14 protein-coding genes are annotated in these 19,168 nt (G+C 48.1%); 13 read left to right on the top strand and 1 reads right to left on the bottom strand.

The features are described from left to right. The first annotated feature begins 176 nt into the window (after nucleotides 1–176). The 11 genes from ACEN9A_RS07350 to ACEN9A_RS07400 all read left to right on the top strand — a co-directional run bounded on the left by ACEN9A_RS07350 (nucleotide 177) and on the right by ACEN9A_RS07400 (nucleotide 14,186). Nucleotides 177–1,619, top strand: coding sequence for a mannose-1-phosphate guanylyltransferase/mannose-6-phosphate isomerase (locus tag ACEN9A_RS07350; protein ID WP_026345962.1), 1,443 nt, complete (start codon nucleotides 177–179; stop codon nucleotides 1,617–1,619). A 148-nt stretch (nucleotides 1,620–1,767) separates the two neighbouring features. Beyond that, nucleotides 1,768–3,141 carry a phosphohexomutase domain-containing protein gene (locus ACEN9A_RS07355; protein ID WP_258672857.1) on the top strand — a complete coding sequence of 458 codons (1,374 nt, stop codon included), beginning with the start codon at nucleotides 1,768–1,770 and terminating at the stop codon, nucleotides 3,139–3,141. Nucleotides 3,142–3,242: 101 nt separating this feature from the next. Continuing rightward, on the top strand, nucleotides 3,243–4,337 hold the full coding sequence (gene gmd, locus ACEN9A_RS07360) for a GDP-mannose 4,6-dehydratase (protein WP_018929843.1): 1,095 nt from the start codon (nucleotides 3,243–3,245) through the stop codon (nucleotides 4,335–4,337). A 10-nt stretch (nucleotides 4,338–4,347) separates the two neighbouring features. Continuing rightward, nucleotides 4,348–5,433 carry a DegT/DnrJ/EryC1/StrS family aminotransferase gene (locus ACEN9A_RS07365; protein WP_019650505.1) on the top strand — a complete coding sequence of 362 codons (1,086 nt, stop codon included), beginning with the start codon at nucleotides 4,348–4,350 and terminating at the stop codon, nucleotides 5,431–5,433. Nucleotides 5,434–5,534: 101 nt separating this feature from the next. After that, complete coding sequence (locus tag ACEN9A_RS07370) at nucleotides 5,535–6,317, top strand: ABC transporter permease (RefSeq protein WP_026286697.1); 783 nt, start codon at nucleotides 5,535–5,537, stop codon at nucleotides 6,315–6,317. A 2-nt stretch (nucleotides 6,318–6,319) separates the two neighbouring features. Beyond that, nucleotides 6,320–7,084, top strand: a complete 765-nt coding sequence (locus ACEN9A_RS07375) for an ABC transporter ATP-binding protein (protein WP_495688582.1) — start codon at nucleotides 6,320–6,322, stop codon at nucleotides 7,082–7,084. After that, nucleotides 7,074–9,359 carry a glycosyltransferase gene (locus ACEN9A_RS07380; RefSeq protein ID WP_019650506.1) on the top strand — a complete coding sequence of 762 codons (2,286 nt, stop codon included), beginning with the start codon at nucleotides 7,074–7,076 and terminating at the stop codon, nucleotides 9,357–9,359. Before ACEN9A_RS07375 ends, ACEN9A_RS07380 begins: the two co-directional genes overlap by 11 nt. Further along, nucleotides 9,350–10,999, top strand: a complete 1,650-nt coding sequence (locus tag ACEN9A_RS07385) for a glycosyltransferase (protein ID WP_258672858.1) — start codon at nucleotides 9,350–9,352, stop codon at nucleotides 10,997–10,999. Before ACEN9A_RS07380 ends, ACEN9A_RS07385 begins: the two co-directional genes overlap by 10 nt. Next, nucleotides 10,999–11,628 (top strand): acetyltransferase, encoded by a 630-nt coding sequence (locus ACEN9A_RS07390; protein ID WP_018929837.1) that lies wholly within the window; start codon nucleotides 10,999–11,001, stop codon nucleotides 11,626–11,628. The genes ACEN9A_RS07385 and ACEN9A_RS07390 overlap by 1 nt, the downstream gene beginning before the upstream one ends. Nucleotides 11,629–11,666: 38 nt before the next feature. Further along, entirely contained in the window at nucleotides 11,667–12,734 is a 1,068-nt protein-coding gene (locus ACEN9A_RS07395; RefSeq protein ID WP_050563968.1) for a glycosyltransferase family 4 protein, read from the top strand. A gap of 99 nt (nucleotides 12,735–12,833) precedes the next feature. Further along, the gene (locus tag ACEN9A_RS07400) at nucleotides 12,834–14,186 is read left to right on the top strand and encodes a hypothetical protein (protein ID WP_258672859.1); all 1,353 of its coding nucleotides are present in this window, start codon (nucleotides 12,834–12,836) and stop codon (nucleotides 14,184–14,186) included. A gap of 123 nt (nucleotides 14,187–14,309) precedes the next feature. On the opposite strand, the gene ACEN9A_RS07405 is transcribed toward ACEN9A_RS07400, so the two are convergent. Further along, nucleotides 14,310–16,319 (bottom strand): acyltransferase family protein, encoded by a 2,010-nt coding sequence (locus ACEN9A_RS07405; protein WP_258672860.1) that lies wholly within the window; start codon nucleotides 16,317–16,319, stop codon nucleotides 14,310–14,312. 320 nt (nucleotides 16,320–16,639) lie between these two features. On the opposite strand from ACEN9A_RS07405, the gene ACEN9A_RS07410 reads away from it, so the two are divergent. Together ACEN9A_RS07410 and ACEN9A_RS07415 are read left to right on the top strand one after the other, a co-directional pair. Beyond that, complete coding sequence (locus tag ACEN9A_RS07410; RefSeq protein ID WP_258672861.1) at nucleotides 16,640–17,749, top strand: acyltransferase family protein; 1,110 nt, start codon at nucleotides 16,640–16,642, stop codon at nucleotides 17,747–17,749. A 191-nt stretch (nucleotides 17,750–17,940) separates the two neighbouring features. Next, nucleotides 17,941–19,062 (top strand): acyltransferase family protein, encoded by a 1,122-nt coding sequence (locus tag ACEN9A_RS07415; protein ID WP_258672863.1) that lies wholly within the window; start codon nucleotides 17,941–17,943, stop codon nucleotides 19,060–19,062. The last annotated feature ends 106 nt before the right edge of the window (nucleotides 19,063–19,168 follow it).

Raw genomic sequence — 19,168 nt, forward strand, 5'->3', positions numbered from 1 at the left:
GAGTGAGGGGGAGGCGTACTCGGTGTAAAATCAACCGGTTTGGATTGATGCTTGGCTGTCACCCTCGGTCGACTCGAGCAAAAAACTTGCATTGCATACGATGCAAGGATGACCAGAAACATAACTGAGCCCACTTTCTGGATGAATCTGCCGGAAGGGGATTAAGGATTTAGAGCATGGAACTGATTCCCGTAATTTTGTCTGGCGGAGTAGGCAGCCGGTTATGGCCTGTTTCCCGGGAGGCCCATCCAAAGCCGTTCATGGATCTGCCAGATGGCCAGAATCTAATCCAGAAAACGTTCCTTCGTGCTTCGCGTCTGGAAGGTGTTGTGGAAGTTCTTACGGTGACCAACCGTGAGCTCCTGTTCAAGACCGAAGACGAGTACGGTGCGGTCAACACGCACAAGCACTCGCAAGGTTTCATCCTTGAGCCTTTCGGGCGTAATACAGCTGCCGCCGTCGCTGCTGCGGCGCTTCAACTGGAAGCTTCGCATGGTCCCGACGCCCAAATGTTGGTGTTGGCGGCAGACCACCTGATCAAAGACGAAAAAGCATTTGCGGCGGCGGTAGCCAGTGCAGTTGCGCTTGCCTCCGAAGGCTGGCTGGTCACCTTTGGTATTCAGCCGACCTATCCTGAAACAGGGTTCGGGTACATTGAAGCTCAAAAAGATGCGCCCCTGAAGGGTGGTCTGAAAGTTGCGCGCTTCGTCGAAAAGCCCAATCTTGAAACGGCTGAAGGCTACGTCAGCGCGGGCAACTACTATTGGAACTCCGGGATGTTCTGCTTCCGGGTTGGCACTGTGTTGGAAGAGCTTCGTCAGCATGCCCCGGACGTGGTGGAAGCTGTCAGTAAAACCATTGAAAGCTCGCGCCTTACCATCTCTGACAAGTATCGTTGCCTGGCACTCGATGCCGATGCATTCGCAGAGGTTCCAGACATCTCCATCGATTACGCATTGATGGAGCGCTCCTCCAAGGTAGCGACCATCCCTTGTGATATTGGTTGGAGTGACATCGGTTCCTGGAACGCGGTCAGTGAACTGACCGAGCCTGATGAAGATGGCAATCGTTTTGAAGGCGAGGTGTTGTCCCACAATTCCCGTAACAATTATGTAAACAGTGAAGATCGACTGACTGCGCTGGTCGGGGTTGAGGACCTGCTGGTCATCGATACCCCGGACGCGGTGATGATCGCCCACAAAGATCACGCCCAAGACGTAAAGCATATTGTCAATCAGCTCAAGGCGGCCAGCCACACGGTGCATTTGCTCCATCGTACCGTTCATCGCCCTTGGGGGACCTACACAACCCTGGAAAACGGCGAGCGCTTCAAGATCAAGCGCATTGTGGTGAAGCCCAAGGCTTCGTTGTCCTTGCAGATGCACCATCACAGAAGCGAACACTGGATCGTTGTCAGCGGGATGGCTAAGGTCATCAACGATCAGCAGGAGCTGATGTTGAACACCAACGAGTCCACGTTTATTCGTGCTGGTCATCAGCACCGTTTGATGAATCCTGGGGTCATAGACCTGGTGATGATTGAAGTACAAAGTGGTGACTATCTCGGCGAGGACGATATTGTTCGTTTTGAAGATAATTACGGCCGCGTCGATAAGTAAGAGTACCGTCGCAGTTACAAGCCGGATCGGTGGATTTCCACCGGTCAGGCTTTTTTGCATCTGGGCTGGTCCTGATGCATTTCCATCCTGACGAGAAAGCAGAGCCGTTAATCGGCTTCGCTTCCACATACCTCAGCAAGAGAGCGGTATGAATACCCCGATCAAAACCCAGTGTTTCAAAGCCTATGACATTCGCGGCCAAGTGCCATCTGATCTCAATGAAGAGGTTGCTTACCGGATTGGCCGGGCCATGGTTGTCGAGCTACAGGGCAAAAACATTGTGCTGGGGCGGGACATGCGGCTCGAAAGCCCGATGCTGGCAGAGGCGATGACACGTGGTTTGCTCGAGGCAGGTGCCAACGTCATCGATATCGGCTTGTGTGGCACCGAAGAAGTCTACTTTGCCACTAGCTCGTTCAAGGCGGATGGTGGAGTGATGATCACCGCAAGTCACAATCCCAAGGGTTACAACGGGATGAAGCTTGTGAAGTCCGAATCTCGGCCTATCAGTGGCGACACCGGGCTAAATGCCATACGCGACCGTGTGGAAAGTGGTGATTTGGGAGCCTTGGCTGCAAGCCCCGGCGAAGTTCGATTCGAACTGGATAAGACGACCTACATTGAGCACCTTCTCAGTTACGTCAACGTTGCGAATCTCAAACCGCTGAAAATACTTGCCGATCCGGGCAATGGCGCTGCCGGGCCAGTGTTGCGGCAGTTGGCCCAAAAGCTACCCTTCGAATGGGTGGTCATCAACGCCGAGCCCGATGGCAACTTTCCCAACGGTGTGCCCAATCCGCTTCTGCCAGAGAACCGCACGCTGACACGGCAATCGTTGCTGGCAAACGGCTGCGACTTGGCAATTGCGTGGGATGGTGACTTTGATCGCTGCTTCTTCTTCGACCAGGATGGCCGCTTCGTCGAGGGCTATTACCTGGTTGGTCTGCTGGCGGAAATGCTGCTCAAGAAGAACCCAGGCTCCAAAATCATCCATGATCCCAGACTGACCTGGAGCACGATCGATCAGGTTCGATTGGCGGGCGGTGTTTCAGTACAATGCAAAACCGGGCATGCCTTTATCAAGGAGCGCATGCGTCTGGAGAATGCGATCTACGGCGGCGAGATGAGTGCTCACCATTATTTCCGGGATTTCGCCTACTGTGACAGCGGCATGATTCCCTGGTTATTGGTGACCGAATTAATGTCTGCGTCGGGAAAAAATCTGGCCCAGCTTGTCGATGAGCGCATTGCCGCCTATCCATGCAGTGGTGAAATCAATTATCGAGTGAACGATGTGTCAGCGGCGCTGGAAGAGGTCCTGGCACATTATTTACCTCACGGGCCTCACCTTGATCAAACCGATGGAGTCAGTCTGGAATTTTCTGACTGGCGATTTAATCTCCGAGGCTCAAATACAGAACCTCTGTTGAGATTGAATGTGGAAAGTAAAGGAGACCCAGCGCTGGTGGCGTTGAAAGTTAAAGAAATTGAGGGACTGCTGAACAGTAGAAATATGGAATGAAAAAACGGTTCTCACTTCCAGAGGGAAGGTGAGGGGCAGCGATAAGTTGGCTCTCCGATAGAGACTTACTGTTCGATTGATTAATTTAAATTGGTGAAAAAATGAGCGACAAGAAAGTAGCGTTGATTACGGGTATTACTGGTCAAGATGGTGCTTACCTTGCTGAGTTCTTGCTCAAGAAAGGTTATTCGGTACACGGTATCAAGCGCCGTGCCTCCTTGTTCAATACTCACCGTATTGACCATCTTTACCACGACCCGCATAAGAAAGGCTATGATCTGAAACTGCACTACGGCGACCTGACCGATTCGAGCAGCTTGATTCGCATCGTGCAGGAAGTACAACCAGATGAAGTTTACAATCTCGGGGCACAAAGCCACGTAGCCGTTTCCTTCGAATCACCAGAATATACAGCTGACACTGATGCCATGGGTACACTGCGCATCCTTGAAGCAATCCGGATCGCCGGTCTTGAGAAGAAAACCAAGTTCTATCAAGCATCCACCTCCGAGCTTTATGGTCTGGTGCAGGAAATTCCTCAGAAAGAAACCACGCCTTTCTATCCCCGCTCCCCATATGCCGTCGCCAAGATGTACGCCTATTGGATCACCGTGAACTACCGTGAGTCTTACGGCATGTATGCCTGCAACGGTATTCTCTTTAATCATGAATCTCCGATCCGCGGCGAAACCTTCGTAACCCGTAAGATCACGCGCGCCTTGGCACGTATCAAGGTCGGTCTGCAAGACTGCCTGTACCTCGGTAACATGGACGCCCTGCGTGACTGGGGTCATGCCCGTGATTACGTGGAAATGCAATGGCTTATGCTGCAACAAGAAACACCAGACGACTTTGTGATCGCTACCGGTGAACAGCATTCCGTTCGGGAGTTTGTTGAAGTTGCAGCGAAAGAAGCAGATATCAAGATTCGTTGGGAAGGCCAGGGTGTAGACGAGAAAGGTTACGACGTCGCAACCAACAAATGCATCGTTGCCGTCGACCCACGTTATTTCCGTCCTGCCGAAGTTGAGACGCTGTTGGGTGACCCAAGCAAAGCCAAAGCCAAACTGGGCTGGGTACCACGTACTACCTTCGCTGAGCTGGTAGAAGAAATGATGCGTGAAGATCTGAGTGAAGCCAAACGCGACAAGCTGGTCGCTGAACACGGCTTTAAATACTTCAAGGGTCAGGAATAAGGGGACTGGGATGATACCGGTATATCAGCCCTTTCTGGGCGGCCGCGAAAAGGAATATGTAAACCAGTGTCTTGATTCGACCTGGATTTCTTCTCGCGGAGAATTCATCTCCCGCTTTGAGAGCGAGTTTGCCCGATACATCGGTGCCGAACATGCGACCACGGTGAGCAATGGCACGGTAGCCCTGCACTTGGCAATGGCCGCTCTGGGGCTTGGGCCTGGCGATGAGGTGATTGTCCCAACGCTCACTTACGTGGCGTCGGTCAACACCATTATGCAAACCGGGGCCAGCGTCGTGTACGCTGAGTCCCTGGCTGATACCTGGAACGTCAGCGTTCCAGACATCCGAAGCCGCATAACGCCGAAAACCAAAGCCGTCATGGTGGTGCACTTGTACGGTCTGGCGTGTGACATGGATGAAGTCGTCGCGCTGTGTAAAGAGCATAATCTGCTGCTGATCGAAGACTGTGCAGAAGCTTTCGGCTCTCTGTACAAAGGTCAGCACGTAGGGACTTTTGGCGATGTCGCCACGTTCAGCTTTTTTGGCAACAAGACCATTACCACCGGTGAGGGTGGAATGGTGGTGTCCAAGAACAAGGACATCCACGAGAGAGCCTGTCATCTTAAAAGCCAGGGTGTGTCCAAGACCCGCGAGTATTGGCACGATGAGTTGGCATTCAACTATCGGATGACCAACATCTGCGCAGCCATTGGCCTTGCCCAGTTGGAGCGTGCAGACGAGATCATCGCTCTTAAGCGTCAGGTTGCAGACTGGTATCGCGAAGCGCTCGAAGGGCTTCCGCTGCAGATGCACGCAGAGCAGCCAGGTACTCGTCACTCCTACTGGATGTGCTCGATACTGTTGGATGATCAGAGTCAGCGTCAGGCATTGCGTGATCATCTGAAGAACAAGGGCATTGAGACACGTCCTCTGTTCGCTCCTGCTCACCATATGCCACATTGCAAGACGGATGAGTCCTTCCCGGTAGCGCAGGACCTCAGCTTGCGAGGGGTGAACCTTCCAAGTTATCCGACGCTGAGCCGTGAACAGGTGCAGCAAGTAGTAGATGAAATTCGGGCTTACTTTGCCAGCTGATGTTGCGTTGGGATTGAGGCTGGTAACAGTCTCAATTCTCATAAAATTCAAAGAGGACGAATAATGTCCAGGCTTTCGAATTTAATTATTCAGGGGAAGTAATGTTTTCGTATTTTTCTCGCGTGTGGGCTGCTCGATACTTTTGGGTGCATCTTGCTCTAGCTGATTTGCGTTCTCGCTGGCGCCGATCTTTTTTTGGCGTAACGTGGTCAATTATCCAGCCATTGGGTATGACGATACTCCTGACGCTGGTGTTCAGCCGGCTGTTCAATACGGACGTATTAACCTACGCACCCTATGTTCTATCAGGAATCGTAGTTTGGGAGTTTATTTCCGCTAATACAATTGGCGGGTCATTGTCTTTCGTTCAGGCGGATGCCTACATTAAACAATGTAATCATCCCTTGGCCATTTATACCTTGCGAACAGTGCTCGGTAGTTCAATTGTGCTCATGCTGGCCAGCGTTTCGCTCTATCTCTGGGTGGCAATCATGATGCCTCAGAATTTCGGATGGAGCTGGTTGGCGACGCTAACGATATTCCCTGTCGTTGCCTTGATAGCGTGGCCTGTATCCACACTTCTATCCTACATCAGCACCCGTTTTCGCGATGTTCCCCATGCGCTTGGGCTTGTGATGCAATCATTATGGTTTGTGTCTCCGGTGTACTTTGAAGCGAAAATGTTTCAAAACGGCGGGCTGCATGCGCTGGTTGATTACAACCCGATTTATCACATTCTACAGTTGTTTAGGGCGCCGCTACTGCAAGGGGAGTGGCCAACACTTGCAAATTATACATTTAGTTTAGGTACTGCTTTGTTCTTTGGGCTAATTGCAATGTATGTTGGTTACAAAGCAGAGCGGAAGGTGATTTTTTACCTATGAGAATGAATAGAATCAATCAGATCAATGTAAAGAACGTCAACCTTCATTACGCGGCCGCGGCTTATAAGGAACGTTCATTAAAGTCCTTGCTGGCCAATATCTTCTCAAAAAAAGATGCCAACAATCACGTCGCTGATATTCATGCGCTCAAGAACATAAATGTTCAAATTGTCAGCGGCGAACGCGTGGGGCTTCTTGGGCATAATGGCGCGGGCAAAAGCACATTCCTCAAGACGGTCGCCGGCTTGTATCCAATCTCCAGCGGTGAACTGGTGGTACAAGGCCAGGTTCGTTCGCTGTTTGATCTGAGCTTGGGCTTTGAACCGGATGCCACGGGGCGTGAGAACATTCTCTACCGTGGTTTACTGCTTGGTTTGTCGCCAAAGTTCATGCGAGAGAAGATCGACGAGATTGTGGCGTTTGCCGATCTGGGCGAGTTTATTGATTACCCGATTAAAACGTACTCTGCCGGGATGCAGGTACGACTGGCTTTTGCTATCTCTACTACGGTTGGTGGCGACATTTTGTTGCTGGATGAGGTGATCGGTGCTGGCGATGCCAACTTTATGGCAAAGGCTAAAGTACGTATTACCAGTTTGATCGAAAAGGCCGAAATACTCGTTCTGGCTTCTCATGACTTTGGTGCCTTGCAATCCATCTGCACCCGGGGTTTGGTGTTCCATCATGGTGAGTTGTTGTTCGATGGTGAGATAACAGACGCTATAGCGGAATACAAAAAGATAAATGGACTTTCTGATGCAAACTAAGCCGTTTCGTGTCATGTGGTTGCTGAATCATGGTGCGGCTCGTCGTTTCGAGTTGCAGATGCTCAAAACCTTGGGAGTCACAGAGTTTTTTCTCCCTAAGTCATTTCCACAGGAAATCGGTTTTCGTTCGGCAAGCATAGACTATTCAGAGGATGCCAATCTGACTATTCCGGCCGAAGATCTGGCGGTGTTGAACGCGCAAAATTGGTTTGTCTCACCTTCGAAAGAGGCGTGGGAAATCGCTAATAAATATTTTGATGTGTGTTTTTTCATCTGTCATTCAAAAGGCTTTATGAATGAGGTTGCTCGATCATTCAGTGGTGCAGCAATCTGGCGTGCTTATGGTTTGGATAAAACATTAAGTTACTCCGAAGTCGTCAAGATCCTGACCTTGGGTACACAGTCAGTAAAGAAACTTGGGCGACGCCTTTGGTTAGGCATCGCCTACGAGCATCTTGCAGATTCTGAGTCCATGTATCTGCAAAAACGAAAGGCATTTTTACCGCTGGGTTTGAGTGATTGCCGGATCAATGATGTTTGGAATGGCAGTCAGAAACACATTTTTTTTGTATGTCCGGATATTGGTTTTAGTAGCTACTATAAAAAAGTATATGAGAAATTTGTCTCAGATATGCAAGGTTTTCCATACAAGATCGGTGGCTCTCAACCGATAGAAGTGGATGATCCGAATGTGTTGGGGTTTGTCACCAACGAAGAGCACGAAAGTAATATGAGAGAGTCGCGAGTGATGTTTTATCATTCAAGCGAGCCTAACCATATTCATTATCATCCTTTCGAAGCTATTCGTGTCGGTATGCCATTGATCTTCATGAGTGGTGGCATCCTCGATCGCATGGGGGGAGCGACCCTTCCTGGCCGATGCGAGTCTGTCAAAGAAGCCAGAGAGAAAATCCGTCGCATCTTGAATGATGACTCAGCGTTCATTGAGCAAGTCCGCAGCAGCCAGGCAGTGTTGCTGGAGCCCATGCGTGCAGAGAACTGCGAAGCTGCTTGGATAAACGGTTTCAGAGAAATCCTGCAAGAGTTGGAAGTCAGCCGTTTAGAACAAAGCCAGCGGCCAATAAAACGTAAGAAAATTGCTGTTGTAGTCCCTGTCGAATATCGAGGGGGGAGCCTTCGTGGAGCCAAGTTATTGGCGGAAGCTTTGCATGAAGGGAGCAGGCAATGGGGAGAAGATGTCGACGTAGTGCTCTTGCATTTGAAGTCTGCTGACGACCAGTCGGAAGATCCTTCAGATAAGAATGAGAGGGTTCAGCAGCGCACATTTAAATGGAAAACCCTCGATGCGCAAACAGCACGTAGGGCTATGCGGTATGCCGGTCACGAAGGCTGGGAACCTGACAGCGTAAAATATATTGTCCCGGATGATGGTATCAAACAGCTTTTGGATTGTGATGCATGGATCGTTGTCTCTGATCGGGTGCAGGCTCCCTTGGTACCTCTGCGACCATGCATATTCATGGTTTATGATTATCTTCAACGATATGAAAAGGTACTTTCCAAAAACGGCGATCAAAACTTTATTAGTGCCGTGCGCAGGGCACAGAAAGTTCTTGTTACGACTGAATTTACAAAGCAGGACGCCATTCAGTATGCCGGTGTGGAAGTAAATCGAATCGCCAAAGTGCCTATGCTTGCTCCCGATTTTTCAAAAGTTGAGCCAGAAATAGTATCGACACCTGATCATCCGTATTTCTTGTGGACAACAAATGCTGGTGCGCATAAAAATCATGAAAATGCATTGAAAGCTCTTAAGTTTTACTATGAAACTCTGGGTGGGCAGTTTTTCTGTCATGTGACGGGTGTGAATACAGAGAATCTGCTAGAGCGTGGTTTGCCGCATCTTAAGTCCCTGTCTACACTCGTTGGTACAAGCGCTGCGTTAAAGGAAAAAGTTAAATGGCTCGGCGAACTCCCGGACTTTGAGTATCGCTGTGCTTTGGCAAATGCTACGTTTTTATGGCATGCAGGTAAAATTGATAACGGCACCTTCAGTGTTGTTGAAGCGGCTAGCTTAGGCGTGCCAGCTTTGAGTAGTAATTATCCAGCTATGCATGAGATGGATGTTCAATTTTCACTGCAGTTGTCGTGGATGAATGCTGCCGATTATAAAGAGATGGCACATAAGCTGAAAGAAATGGAATTGACTTACTTGTCCAAGAAGGCCCTGCTTCCATCGCCTGAGGTATTGGCAGAACAAGGCGTTGAGAAGTTGGCGGCACAATATTGGGGAGTCATACGAGAGTGTCTATAAAAAAATATGGTATCTACCTGGCGTACGCACCAGGTTTAGATCTTCGTCACGAAGGATTGGGTAGATACCTGGCTGCCTTCTTGAAAGGGGCAGGGGACCGAGAAGATATCCGTTTTGTACTTGTATGCCCCAGTTGGTCAAAAGAGGGGCTTGAAGATCTATTTCACAGCGAAGGTGTCTCTAAAGAGCGCTTCGAATTAGTCTCACCCTCGAAAAAGCCGATGGTGTTGCGCGTCTACGAAGCCTACATCGCTAGAAAGAAACGAAAGCGGAAGCCGGGAATACTTAAAAGAATTTCCAATGGTTTTGCCGCGATTAAAAGAGCTGCCATTGACCACGTTGAGCATCAATTGGTGACGACCGATTCTTACTCAGGGCTGATATTGCTGTTGATAGAGGGCGCTTTTCTTGCCAGCCTTCTGCTCCTGTTTAGTCCAATCATTGTGTTGGCGTTAATCGTTCTTTTTTTCATAAAATTCAAGTTTGTTTTTAAACGACTGATGCGACCGTTTCGGCGTTATGTATCACGTGCTCAAGGGGCTGTAGGGGAGCCGAAAGACGACGCTTTCATATTCCGGCTTTATAAGCGAATGGAGCGGATTGAGTCGGAGCGGATGCTTCGCTTGATTGATAACCTGGCTGATGTGAAAGCCTGGTACAGTCCTACTGCATTCTGGCCAGCCTTCAACAAAATAAATCGTCCACGCTTGATGTGTGTGCCGGATGTGGTGCTATCGGACTTCCCTGTCGGGTTCTCAAATGTGGGAGGCGAACGCTTTTTGCAGACCTATGAGGATGTCCGTAGATCGATCCAGACAGGGCAGCATTACGTTACCTATAGCAACGCGATCAAGTGGGAGACATTGGTCGATCAGTATTCGATACGCGCTTCTAATGTAGCGGTGATTCATCATGCGCCGAATATGCTAAACCAGTGGGTGACAACCCGTGGGTTTGCAGATCTGGAAGCCACCTCGCTTCATTACTCTCAAACACTTCTCGCTAGTGCGATGCGAAAATCCTCAAATAAGAATTACACGGTAGGCTTTGCAAATACTTCGTTCAAGTTCATATTTTATGCGAGTCAGTTTAGACCGAACAAAAACCTGTTGATGTTGTTGCGGACGTACGAGTTTCTTTTAAGAAAAAAATATGTCAGCCACAAACTGGTTCTGACCGGTGATCCCGAGCGGTATCCAGCTGTCAAAAAATTTATTGCCGAACACGGTTTGGAGAACGATGTTCTATGCTTGCACGGTTTGACGGTGCAGGAACTTGCGGCTTGTTACAAGTTAGCGGATCTGGCAGTAAACCCTAGCCTTAGCGAAGGTGGGTGCCCGTTCACATTCACCGAGGCGCTGTCGGTAGACACTCCTGTGGTTATGGCTCGAATCGCGGTTACCGAGGAGATACTTGATCAGCCAGAACTGCAAGATACGACATTTTTTGACCCGTTTGATTGGGAAGATATGGCTCATCGTATTGAATGGGCTCTTTCTCATCGAGAAGAGCTTCTTACACTACAGAAAAATATCTATCAGGGCCTGATTCAGCGTACCTGGACAGATGTGGTGAATGAGCATATCACCGTTCTTGAAGCTATTTCTGAAGGCGGCGGTAGCCCTTCGGAGGGCCAATAATGAGTCCAATCACAGGGATGCTGATTCTGGGGTTCGGTGGTCATGCCCGGAGTGTGGCTGACGTCGCGCTTGCATCGGGAATAACACAATTGTGTTTTATCGACGCTAAGGCTAAACAAGGCGAATCGTTTTGTTCGTTTCCAGTGAAAGCGTCAGTGGACTTTGAGCTGCCCGCAGATTGGTCAGTCATGCCGGCGGCAGGCGACAACAGAAAAAGAATAGAGCAGTGTGAATGGGTCATTCAGCAAGGATGGCGGTTAGCGACACTCATCTCCTCCAGGGCCACGATAGGCGTCGGGGCCCAAATCGGTGAAGGTAGTTTTATTGCTCATCACGCACATGTTGGACCGATGGCATCGGTGGGACGCGGCTGTATTATAAACACCGGCGCGATCGTTGAGCATGACTGCACAGTGGGTGACTACAACCACATTTCCGTCGGTGCTGTAGTTGCGGGTCGCAGTCGTGTTGGTGATCGCTGCTTCCTGGGGGCTGGCTCAACGGTGATCGATGGACTGCAGATAACAGACGATGTCATGCTGGGCGCCGGTGCGTGCGCTCATCGTAATCTGGAGCAGGCCGGTACCTATGTTGGAGTTCCCGCGAAGTTTCTGGGGCGCAAACATTGAAAATCCTGCATTTTTTCAAGACTTACTACCCCGATACCATGGGTGGTGTAGAGCAGGTTATCTTTCAGCTCGCTGAAGGGGGGAGACAGCACGGTATCGAGTCTGAAGTCCTTTATCTTAGTCCACGTGGCGCGATGCGCAATGAACGGCTCGGACATCATATGACCCACCGGTCGTATGAGAATTTTCAAGTGGCCTCAACCGGGTTTTCAATCGGGGCGATCAAGGATTTCTTCGAGCTGGCAAAACAGGCAGATATTATCCACTACCACTTTCCGTGGCCATTTATGGATATGGTGCACTTTCTAACCAGAATCAAGAAGCCAACCGTTGTCACTTATCACTCGGATATCGTGAAACAGCAGTCGTTGCTTCGACTCTATAATCCGCTCCTGCACGCGTTTCTTCGAAATGTGGACGTAATCGTTGCTTCGTCACCTAACTATGTTGCAAGCAGCGAAACGCTGGGGAAGTATGTAGATAAGGTTAAGGTCATCCCCATTGGTATAGATCGCAATACATACCCTGAGGTTACTGATGCATCGAAGGCTCATTGGCGTGAGGCGTTGGGTGAGCGCTTCTTCCTTTTCGTAGGCGCGCTTCGTTATTACAAGGGCCTTGATTTTCTTCTGGAGGCGGCACAGCAGACAAAGCTGCCTGTCGTGATCATGGGTAAAGGTCCCATGGAAGCGGCACTGAAACAGAAGGCTAAAGATGCAAAGCTGGAGAATGTCTTTTTTGTCGGTGCCTTACCTGACAGCGATAAGGCTGCATTGATGAGTCTGTGTTTCGCGTTGGTATTTCCCTCTCACCTCAGGTCCGAAGCTTTCGGGATTACCCTTCTCGAAGGAGCGATGTATGGAAAACCACTGATTTCCTGTGAAATCGGAACAGGTACGACGTACATCAATATCGAAGGTCAAACGGGCTGTGTGGCACTCCCGGGAGACAGTGTGTCTCTCGCAAGCGCTATGAAGAAGTTGTGGGATGACCCCTATGGGGCCGCCAAAATGGGAGAGAATGCTCTAAAACGTTATGAAGAGTATTTCAAGGCCGATGATATGGTTAAGTCCTACAGTGAAATATATCACTCGCTTTTGAAGTAATGAATATTGAAAGCCGAGATATAACTTAGAACGTAGCGTCTATGTTGTGCTCGGAAAATGACAAAAATAGCGCGTTAAAAACCAGGCGTAGAGAATATTATGGATTTATTGGGGTTGCTTCAGCGCCGGCAGCGGGTCTTTTCTTGCTTTACCGTGTTCTTGCTGACTTTTTTAGTTCATCGGGTCATGGATATCTCCTTCTATCCTTTTGATTCGAGTTTGTACTGGGGGCTTAGTTCGCCTTCAGTTATAGTCAATTTTCCCGAAGTGGCTCGTGGATATTTTTATCCACTTGTACTGATGCCGGTTCACGCACTTGCTGATATGGTCGGTGATAACGGTAGAGTGGTTTTTCAGTTCGTATCTTCTGCTGTTTATGCTTATTTGCTAACAGGCCCTATTGCTGATTTTTTCTTGAAGACCTTTGGCGGTAAACTGTCCTTCGCGCGACGGACAGCCTTTGCATTGCTCACATTCTTGCTGTTTCCTGGTTTATTCTTGTTTCCATTGTCTGATTTGCCCGCACTACTTATACTCATCATTAGTGTGATACTGGCGAGCCGCGCGAACTCAAAATATTGGTTAGGCTGGTTATTTCTATCCGGAGCCGCTGTCAGCGCAGCCTATAATGTTCGGACAATTTATTTGTTCGCAGCAATGGCGCTTTTTTTCGTTGTTTTATTCGTGTTTATGCGAGGTAAACCTTGGCGTTTGCGCGTCTTTGGAATGCTTGTTTTCTTATTCGGCGCAGTAATCGTTGCTACGCCCCAGATGTTGATTAACAAGCGTATACATGGGACTGCTACACCATTAGTGATTGCCATGGTGAAAGGAAAACCACTGATGGCCCAGCAGCTCTATTGGGGAGTCGTAGTCCAGCGTTATGAGACCTATGCAGGTAAAGACAGTCCAGCGCCGAGTCTTTATTATCGTGATCCTGCAGGTGTCGCCCTTCGGGATCTTGATGCGTCATCGTTCTCTGAGCCTAATATGCGCGGCTATCTTTCCATGGTTCTAAGACATCCGATGCAATTTTTAGGTATTTATGGCCGGCACCTTGTTAATGGTTTGGATGTGCGTGATGGCATTGTTTATGCCGAGAAGTCATCCACAAACAAAAGTGTTGTATCGTTTCTTTGCTTTTGTCTGTTGTTTTTCTGTGTGTTGATTTATTGGTTGCGTAAGGAAAAACGATGGATTGAGGCGGCTTACCTAGCCCCCATTCTTCTGCCGGTGTTGGCTATCTTGCCTGGAGCGGTAGAGACACGATTCTTTATGCCGGTTTACCTGGTGTTGTTTGGCGCGGTTATTACCCGGTTCGAATGGGGAGCATTCAAAGCCACAATCTGCCAGCATTGGCTGATCCTTTCGTTGGTCTTTCTGTTTCTCTCTTCGGTGTCTCTGGGGATCACAAGCGCAGCAATGGCTTGCATTTCATATGAGTTGCCCTGACTGCTGATACCCGGTTTTTGGGAAGTGTGAATGATTTTACTTATGGAGCCGATTAATCTTGTTATGTCGGCTCCAAAAGCATTTTTATTTATCAGCCTGGATTTGGCCGAAGTTACATTTTCTTTATGGATTCATCTTGAGATCTTTAAGAATAACCTCTGTCAGCGCGGTTTTAGCGACGTAGACCGATGCAATTGAGGTCAAGTGTGTTGCATCGAAGGTTACCAATCCGCTCTTGCGATCGTTTCCTAAATAGGTGATGCATCCGTCTTTATTGCAAAATAGATCAGTCATTGAAAAGTATTCAAAGCCACCTTGACCATTTCCGTACTTTGCTTTAAGGGATGCATCCACTTCGAATACGGAGCTGTCCACATCGTCAATGATACGCCTTGGAGTGTACAACCAATACTTCCTTGTAATGATCTGATAGAGGCTCGCCTGATACTTGGGAACCGGACCTGCGATAACAATGTGGGACACGCCATAACTTTTCAGTAGTTTTGTCATCGCGGTATAGTCGTTCACGGTATCATGCCCTGTGATCTGCGCAATAATAACTACTTGGGGCGCTTCTCTCTTTATAACGTCGAGTGCTGTCTGGTTGGATACTCGGCAGTACTCGGCTTCAGTTTGGAACTTGTCCGGAAGATTGGGGAAACATCCTGAACTGGCTACCTGGAGAATCGAAACGCTGTCCGGTAGTGTATGCTGAAGACCATAGTTAAGTTGCTGAACATGTGAGTCGCCCCATAAGAGAATTTTTTTGTTCGCAGTAGGTGTGTAACAACTCGGGGCTATACTACTTGCGGGAATATTGGTGGCTTTTCCTTTAAAAAAACTCTTTGTATCATAAAAGTCGCAGTCCATCCGGAAGCGGGCAGCCGTCTCGTTGTTTGTGAAGTAATTCCAGTCAGGGGCTGTGTTTGCGAATGATTGCGCAAATTCTTCGCGGTCTTTTTGTCGGAATGGAAAGCCACCGTTGACAACGGTTAATGTGGCAATAGAAGCGAAAGCAATTGCGGTAACTATTAGTCCATTAAAAACTACTCTCGGGTTGGATTTTGCTCTGAACGGCTTTTCGACGAATCGATAGGTCGCCCATGCAAGTCCTACGCTTGCCAGAATAACGACTGTTCTTGTTTGTGGACTTGGTACTTCAGATTCGATAATTCTAGCGAAGGTAAGCAGCGGCCAATGCCACAGATATAGCGGGTAACTGATAAGGCCGATCCAAACAGCAATTCGGTTGTTAAAAATATACTTGTTGATCACGGCCTTAGGGCCTGAGGCGATGATTAGCACAGATCCCAACACTGGAGGGATTGCCCAATACCCTGGAAACTGAAGGCCTTTATTAATTAATACAACGGATGCTATCAATAGCCCAAGGCCGGAAATCGAGGTGAAATGAGGAATTATTAAAGATGAAGGGGCGGGCTTTCTTACTACAATGATGTAGGCTAGCACGCTGCCGCATAGCAGTTCCCAGAAACGGTATTGCGGTAAGAAAAACGCGGCAGAGGAATTAGTTGTAACTTCGACGATATTGCAGTACAGAGATGCCAGTAGCATCAGCGCAATAATTATCAGAGCGTTTAGGTTCCAGCGCCATATGAATAGCGAGATAATTGGAAAAGCTAGATAAAACTGTTCCTCTACGCCAAGCGACCACAAGTGCGTGAGCGGTTTTAGCTCAGAGCTGACGTCAAAATAGCCGGACTCTTGAAATAAAATAATGTTCTGGACGAAACCAAGTCCGGCGGCTATATGTTTGTTTAGCTGTTGGAACTCAGTTGCCAGCAGTATTATCCAGCCAAACGCGAATGTCGTAGCTAATACTAGAAGCAACGCAGGAAATATTCGGCGTACTCGACGTCTGTAAAAGTCATAAAAACTGAACGTACCGCTTTCCAGATTCTTGAAAATAATGCTTGAGATAAGATAGCCGGAAATTACAAAAAAAACGTCGACTCCAACAAATCCACCTGTAAGAAGGGTAGGGAAGGCATGGAAAATGACTACGGCGAGGATCGCAAAAGCTCTTAAGCCATCGATATCGGGTCGGTAGACAGGATGATAACTCTGTGGGGGTGATGTACTCACTGAAGAGCTTTTATCGATGCGTAACATTCTGGAAATATAATCCCTTCGGTGTCCATGCTTCATAGTGTTGGTAGAAGACCTGAGCAAGCTCATTTTTCGGGGACTGCGACAAAGTACAGGCGTAACCGATCCCGATCAGGCAGGCATCTTAAGGGGATGATCAGCTATCGACAATTGATTTTTAGGCTGTCGAAATCGTCGCCGATGAACGAGGTGCCATTGCTGGTGGTTTCTTTCAAATCGGTGTGTACGAAACCTGACAGTGACAATCAAGGCTTGTAGAATGCCCGTTGTCGCAATGACTCCCTCGGTCATCGGTCTTCAATTCCTTTATGTGCGGTCAAAAAATGGCTAACAGAATCATCGATAGAATCGTTTTTCTCGATGTAATGCGAATATTTGCATTTATCAGTGTGCTTATTGCTCACAAGATGTATGACTCACTGGCTTTTGCTTCTACTAATGAGGCGTTGCATGTAACTGTCCGGTATTTCGCACAGGCAATCCTTCCGTTGTGCTATGGCGGTGGTGCTGGTGTCGTTGTTTTTTTTCTGACATCTGGATATATCATCACTCACGTGCTGCAATCGGAATCGACGCTTGAGTTCTTGCTAAAAAGATTTTTCAGGATCTATCCGCTTTTTATCGTAGCGGTATTAATGGAGGGTTTATTCGATCACTACCTTAGAGGCGTCGCATTTCCCCCTTTTTCAGTATGGGTGCCACGACTTCTTTTGATCGGCGATTTTTTTGGAACTCCTTTGGCTCTTGGCGGGGTCGAGTGGACTCTCAGGCTAGAGATTGCTTTCTATATAGTTATGGCCATCGTCAAGGCATTAGGCCTGTTCAGACGCCAGAACTATTTACCTATTGTTTTTATTGCTCTTGTTGCTGCGATTGTTTTACTACCGCCTTTTCCTAGTGCCGCAAATCTTCCCTTGGCCTACCAAACGATTTACTCAACGTTTCTGTTTATGGGCGCTTGTGTTTATCTTTGGGAAACCGGAAGCGCCAAAAAAAATCTATGCATCGGTGCGTTTTGTGTTTTGTTTGGCTGTTTCCTCTTTATGGTCGCCAAGTATCAACCTAACTGGAAAGAGTTTAATTATGGGCTCTATGCTGTCATGATTTTTCTATTAGGATGGAGCTTGCGACTGAGAATTGAAGATGGGCCCTTGATACGTATGATTTCCAACATGACATTCGCGGTTTACTTATTTCATAATTGGCTTTGGGGTTATATATCCTCCTTGGTGGATTATTTAGGTCTGGTTTTTATTCCCGCAAAAGCCCAGATTTTGGTTGTATTGTTTTTAGTCTGTTTCGCTATGCATAAAAGTGTGGAGCGGTATGGGCTGCGTGCAGGAAAAATATTCTTGAGTAAGTACCGCGATTCTTCGTTGCGTACAGCCTTTTCAAAAACATCTGAGCCGTTGAACGAAAGCAGATTGAATTAACGCGTGGTCGGGGTTTTCGGAAGACTGATGAGCTATTAACTAAGGTGGTCGCTCAGTGCGCCGGTATACAAAACCGCTCTCCTAGTGAAACTGCGAGGCTACGGTAAGCAAGAGGAAGGAGTAGTGGGCAACTCGATTACATTCTGTTGCCCAGACTTCTGATGAGATTTTTCAAAATTTGGGAGTGCATGATGCCGATTTCATCCGACCGTTCAGGTGCGATACCTGCCCTAACCGGACTTAGGTTTGCTGCAGCCTTAATGGTATTTTTTTCACACTATAATATTCCGGGTCTTAACGGATGGGCTTTACGGGTCCAAGGCTCAGGTTATAGCGGTGTGACGTTTTTCTTTGTACTTTCTGGTTTTATTATTGCTTATAACTATCTTGATAGATTTGAATCGGATCCTATAAAAAATACTTACCAATACATTGTGTCCAGGTTTGCCCGGATTTATCCTCTTTATGCGCTCTGCATAATTTATCCCTGGATGAACTCGGGACTAGAAACGCCTTTGCTCCCATATCTTGTCGGGGTGCAAGCCTGGAGTAGTGATGTTTATTTTTCGTTTGGGATCAACGGGCCGGCATGGAGTGTTAGTGTTGAAGTATTCCTCTATCTAACATTTCCATTGCTTATACCGGTGCTGAGTAAGTTAAATGTTATAAAGTCGCGCAACAGGTTATTGATTTTTGCACTGTTTTCTTTTGCTGCTCAACTTTGTCTTGCAGCCTATTTCTCCATGCCGGGGCGAGCGGAGCTGACGTCAATAAACCCTGACTCCGCGCACAGATGGTTATACCGCATGCCGGCTACCAGGATATTTGACTTCTGTTTAGGTATCGCCGCAGCCATCTATTACAAGCGTCATTTTGTAGCGACCAACAAAGTACAACGGACCTGGAGCAGGGCGGTTGCGGCGTCATTGTTATTGATACTGGTGCTTATGGGATGGAGCAAGAACTTTTTGTCCGCGTTTAGCTGGGATGCAGCTTATGCGGCGCTGTTCACTATCGTGATCCTGGGAGTTGCGATAGATCAAAAATCTAAAGTGTCGGCGGCGTTTTCTGGCAAAAGAATGATACTGTTGGGGGAGTCATCATTTGCGTTCTATCTAATACATGCCATCTTGCGCCCACTATATACTGCGCATCCTTCGGGATCGCTTATTTATCAAGTACTGCATTTGGCAATTTTTCTGCTGATTGTTACATGTATTTCTATTGGGTTGCATTTGTCTATTGAGAGACCGCTTCAGAAGTCGATCAAGCAATTGTTTAGCAAAAAGAAATCGACCGTAGCAGTAGCGTGACTACTGCGGAATAATTTATGGCGATGCACGCGCATTGAAAGGAAGCTGTTCATGTTCACTAATGAGTGAGCAGCTTCTTACCCCGACATTACCAGGTAAGCATCCT

It is taken from the genome of Pseudomonas sp. Pseusp18 (assembly GCF_059506005.1).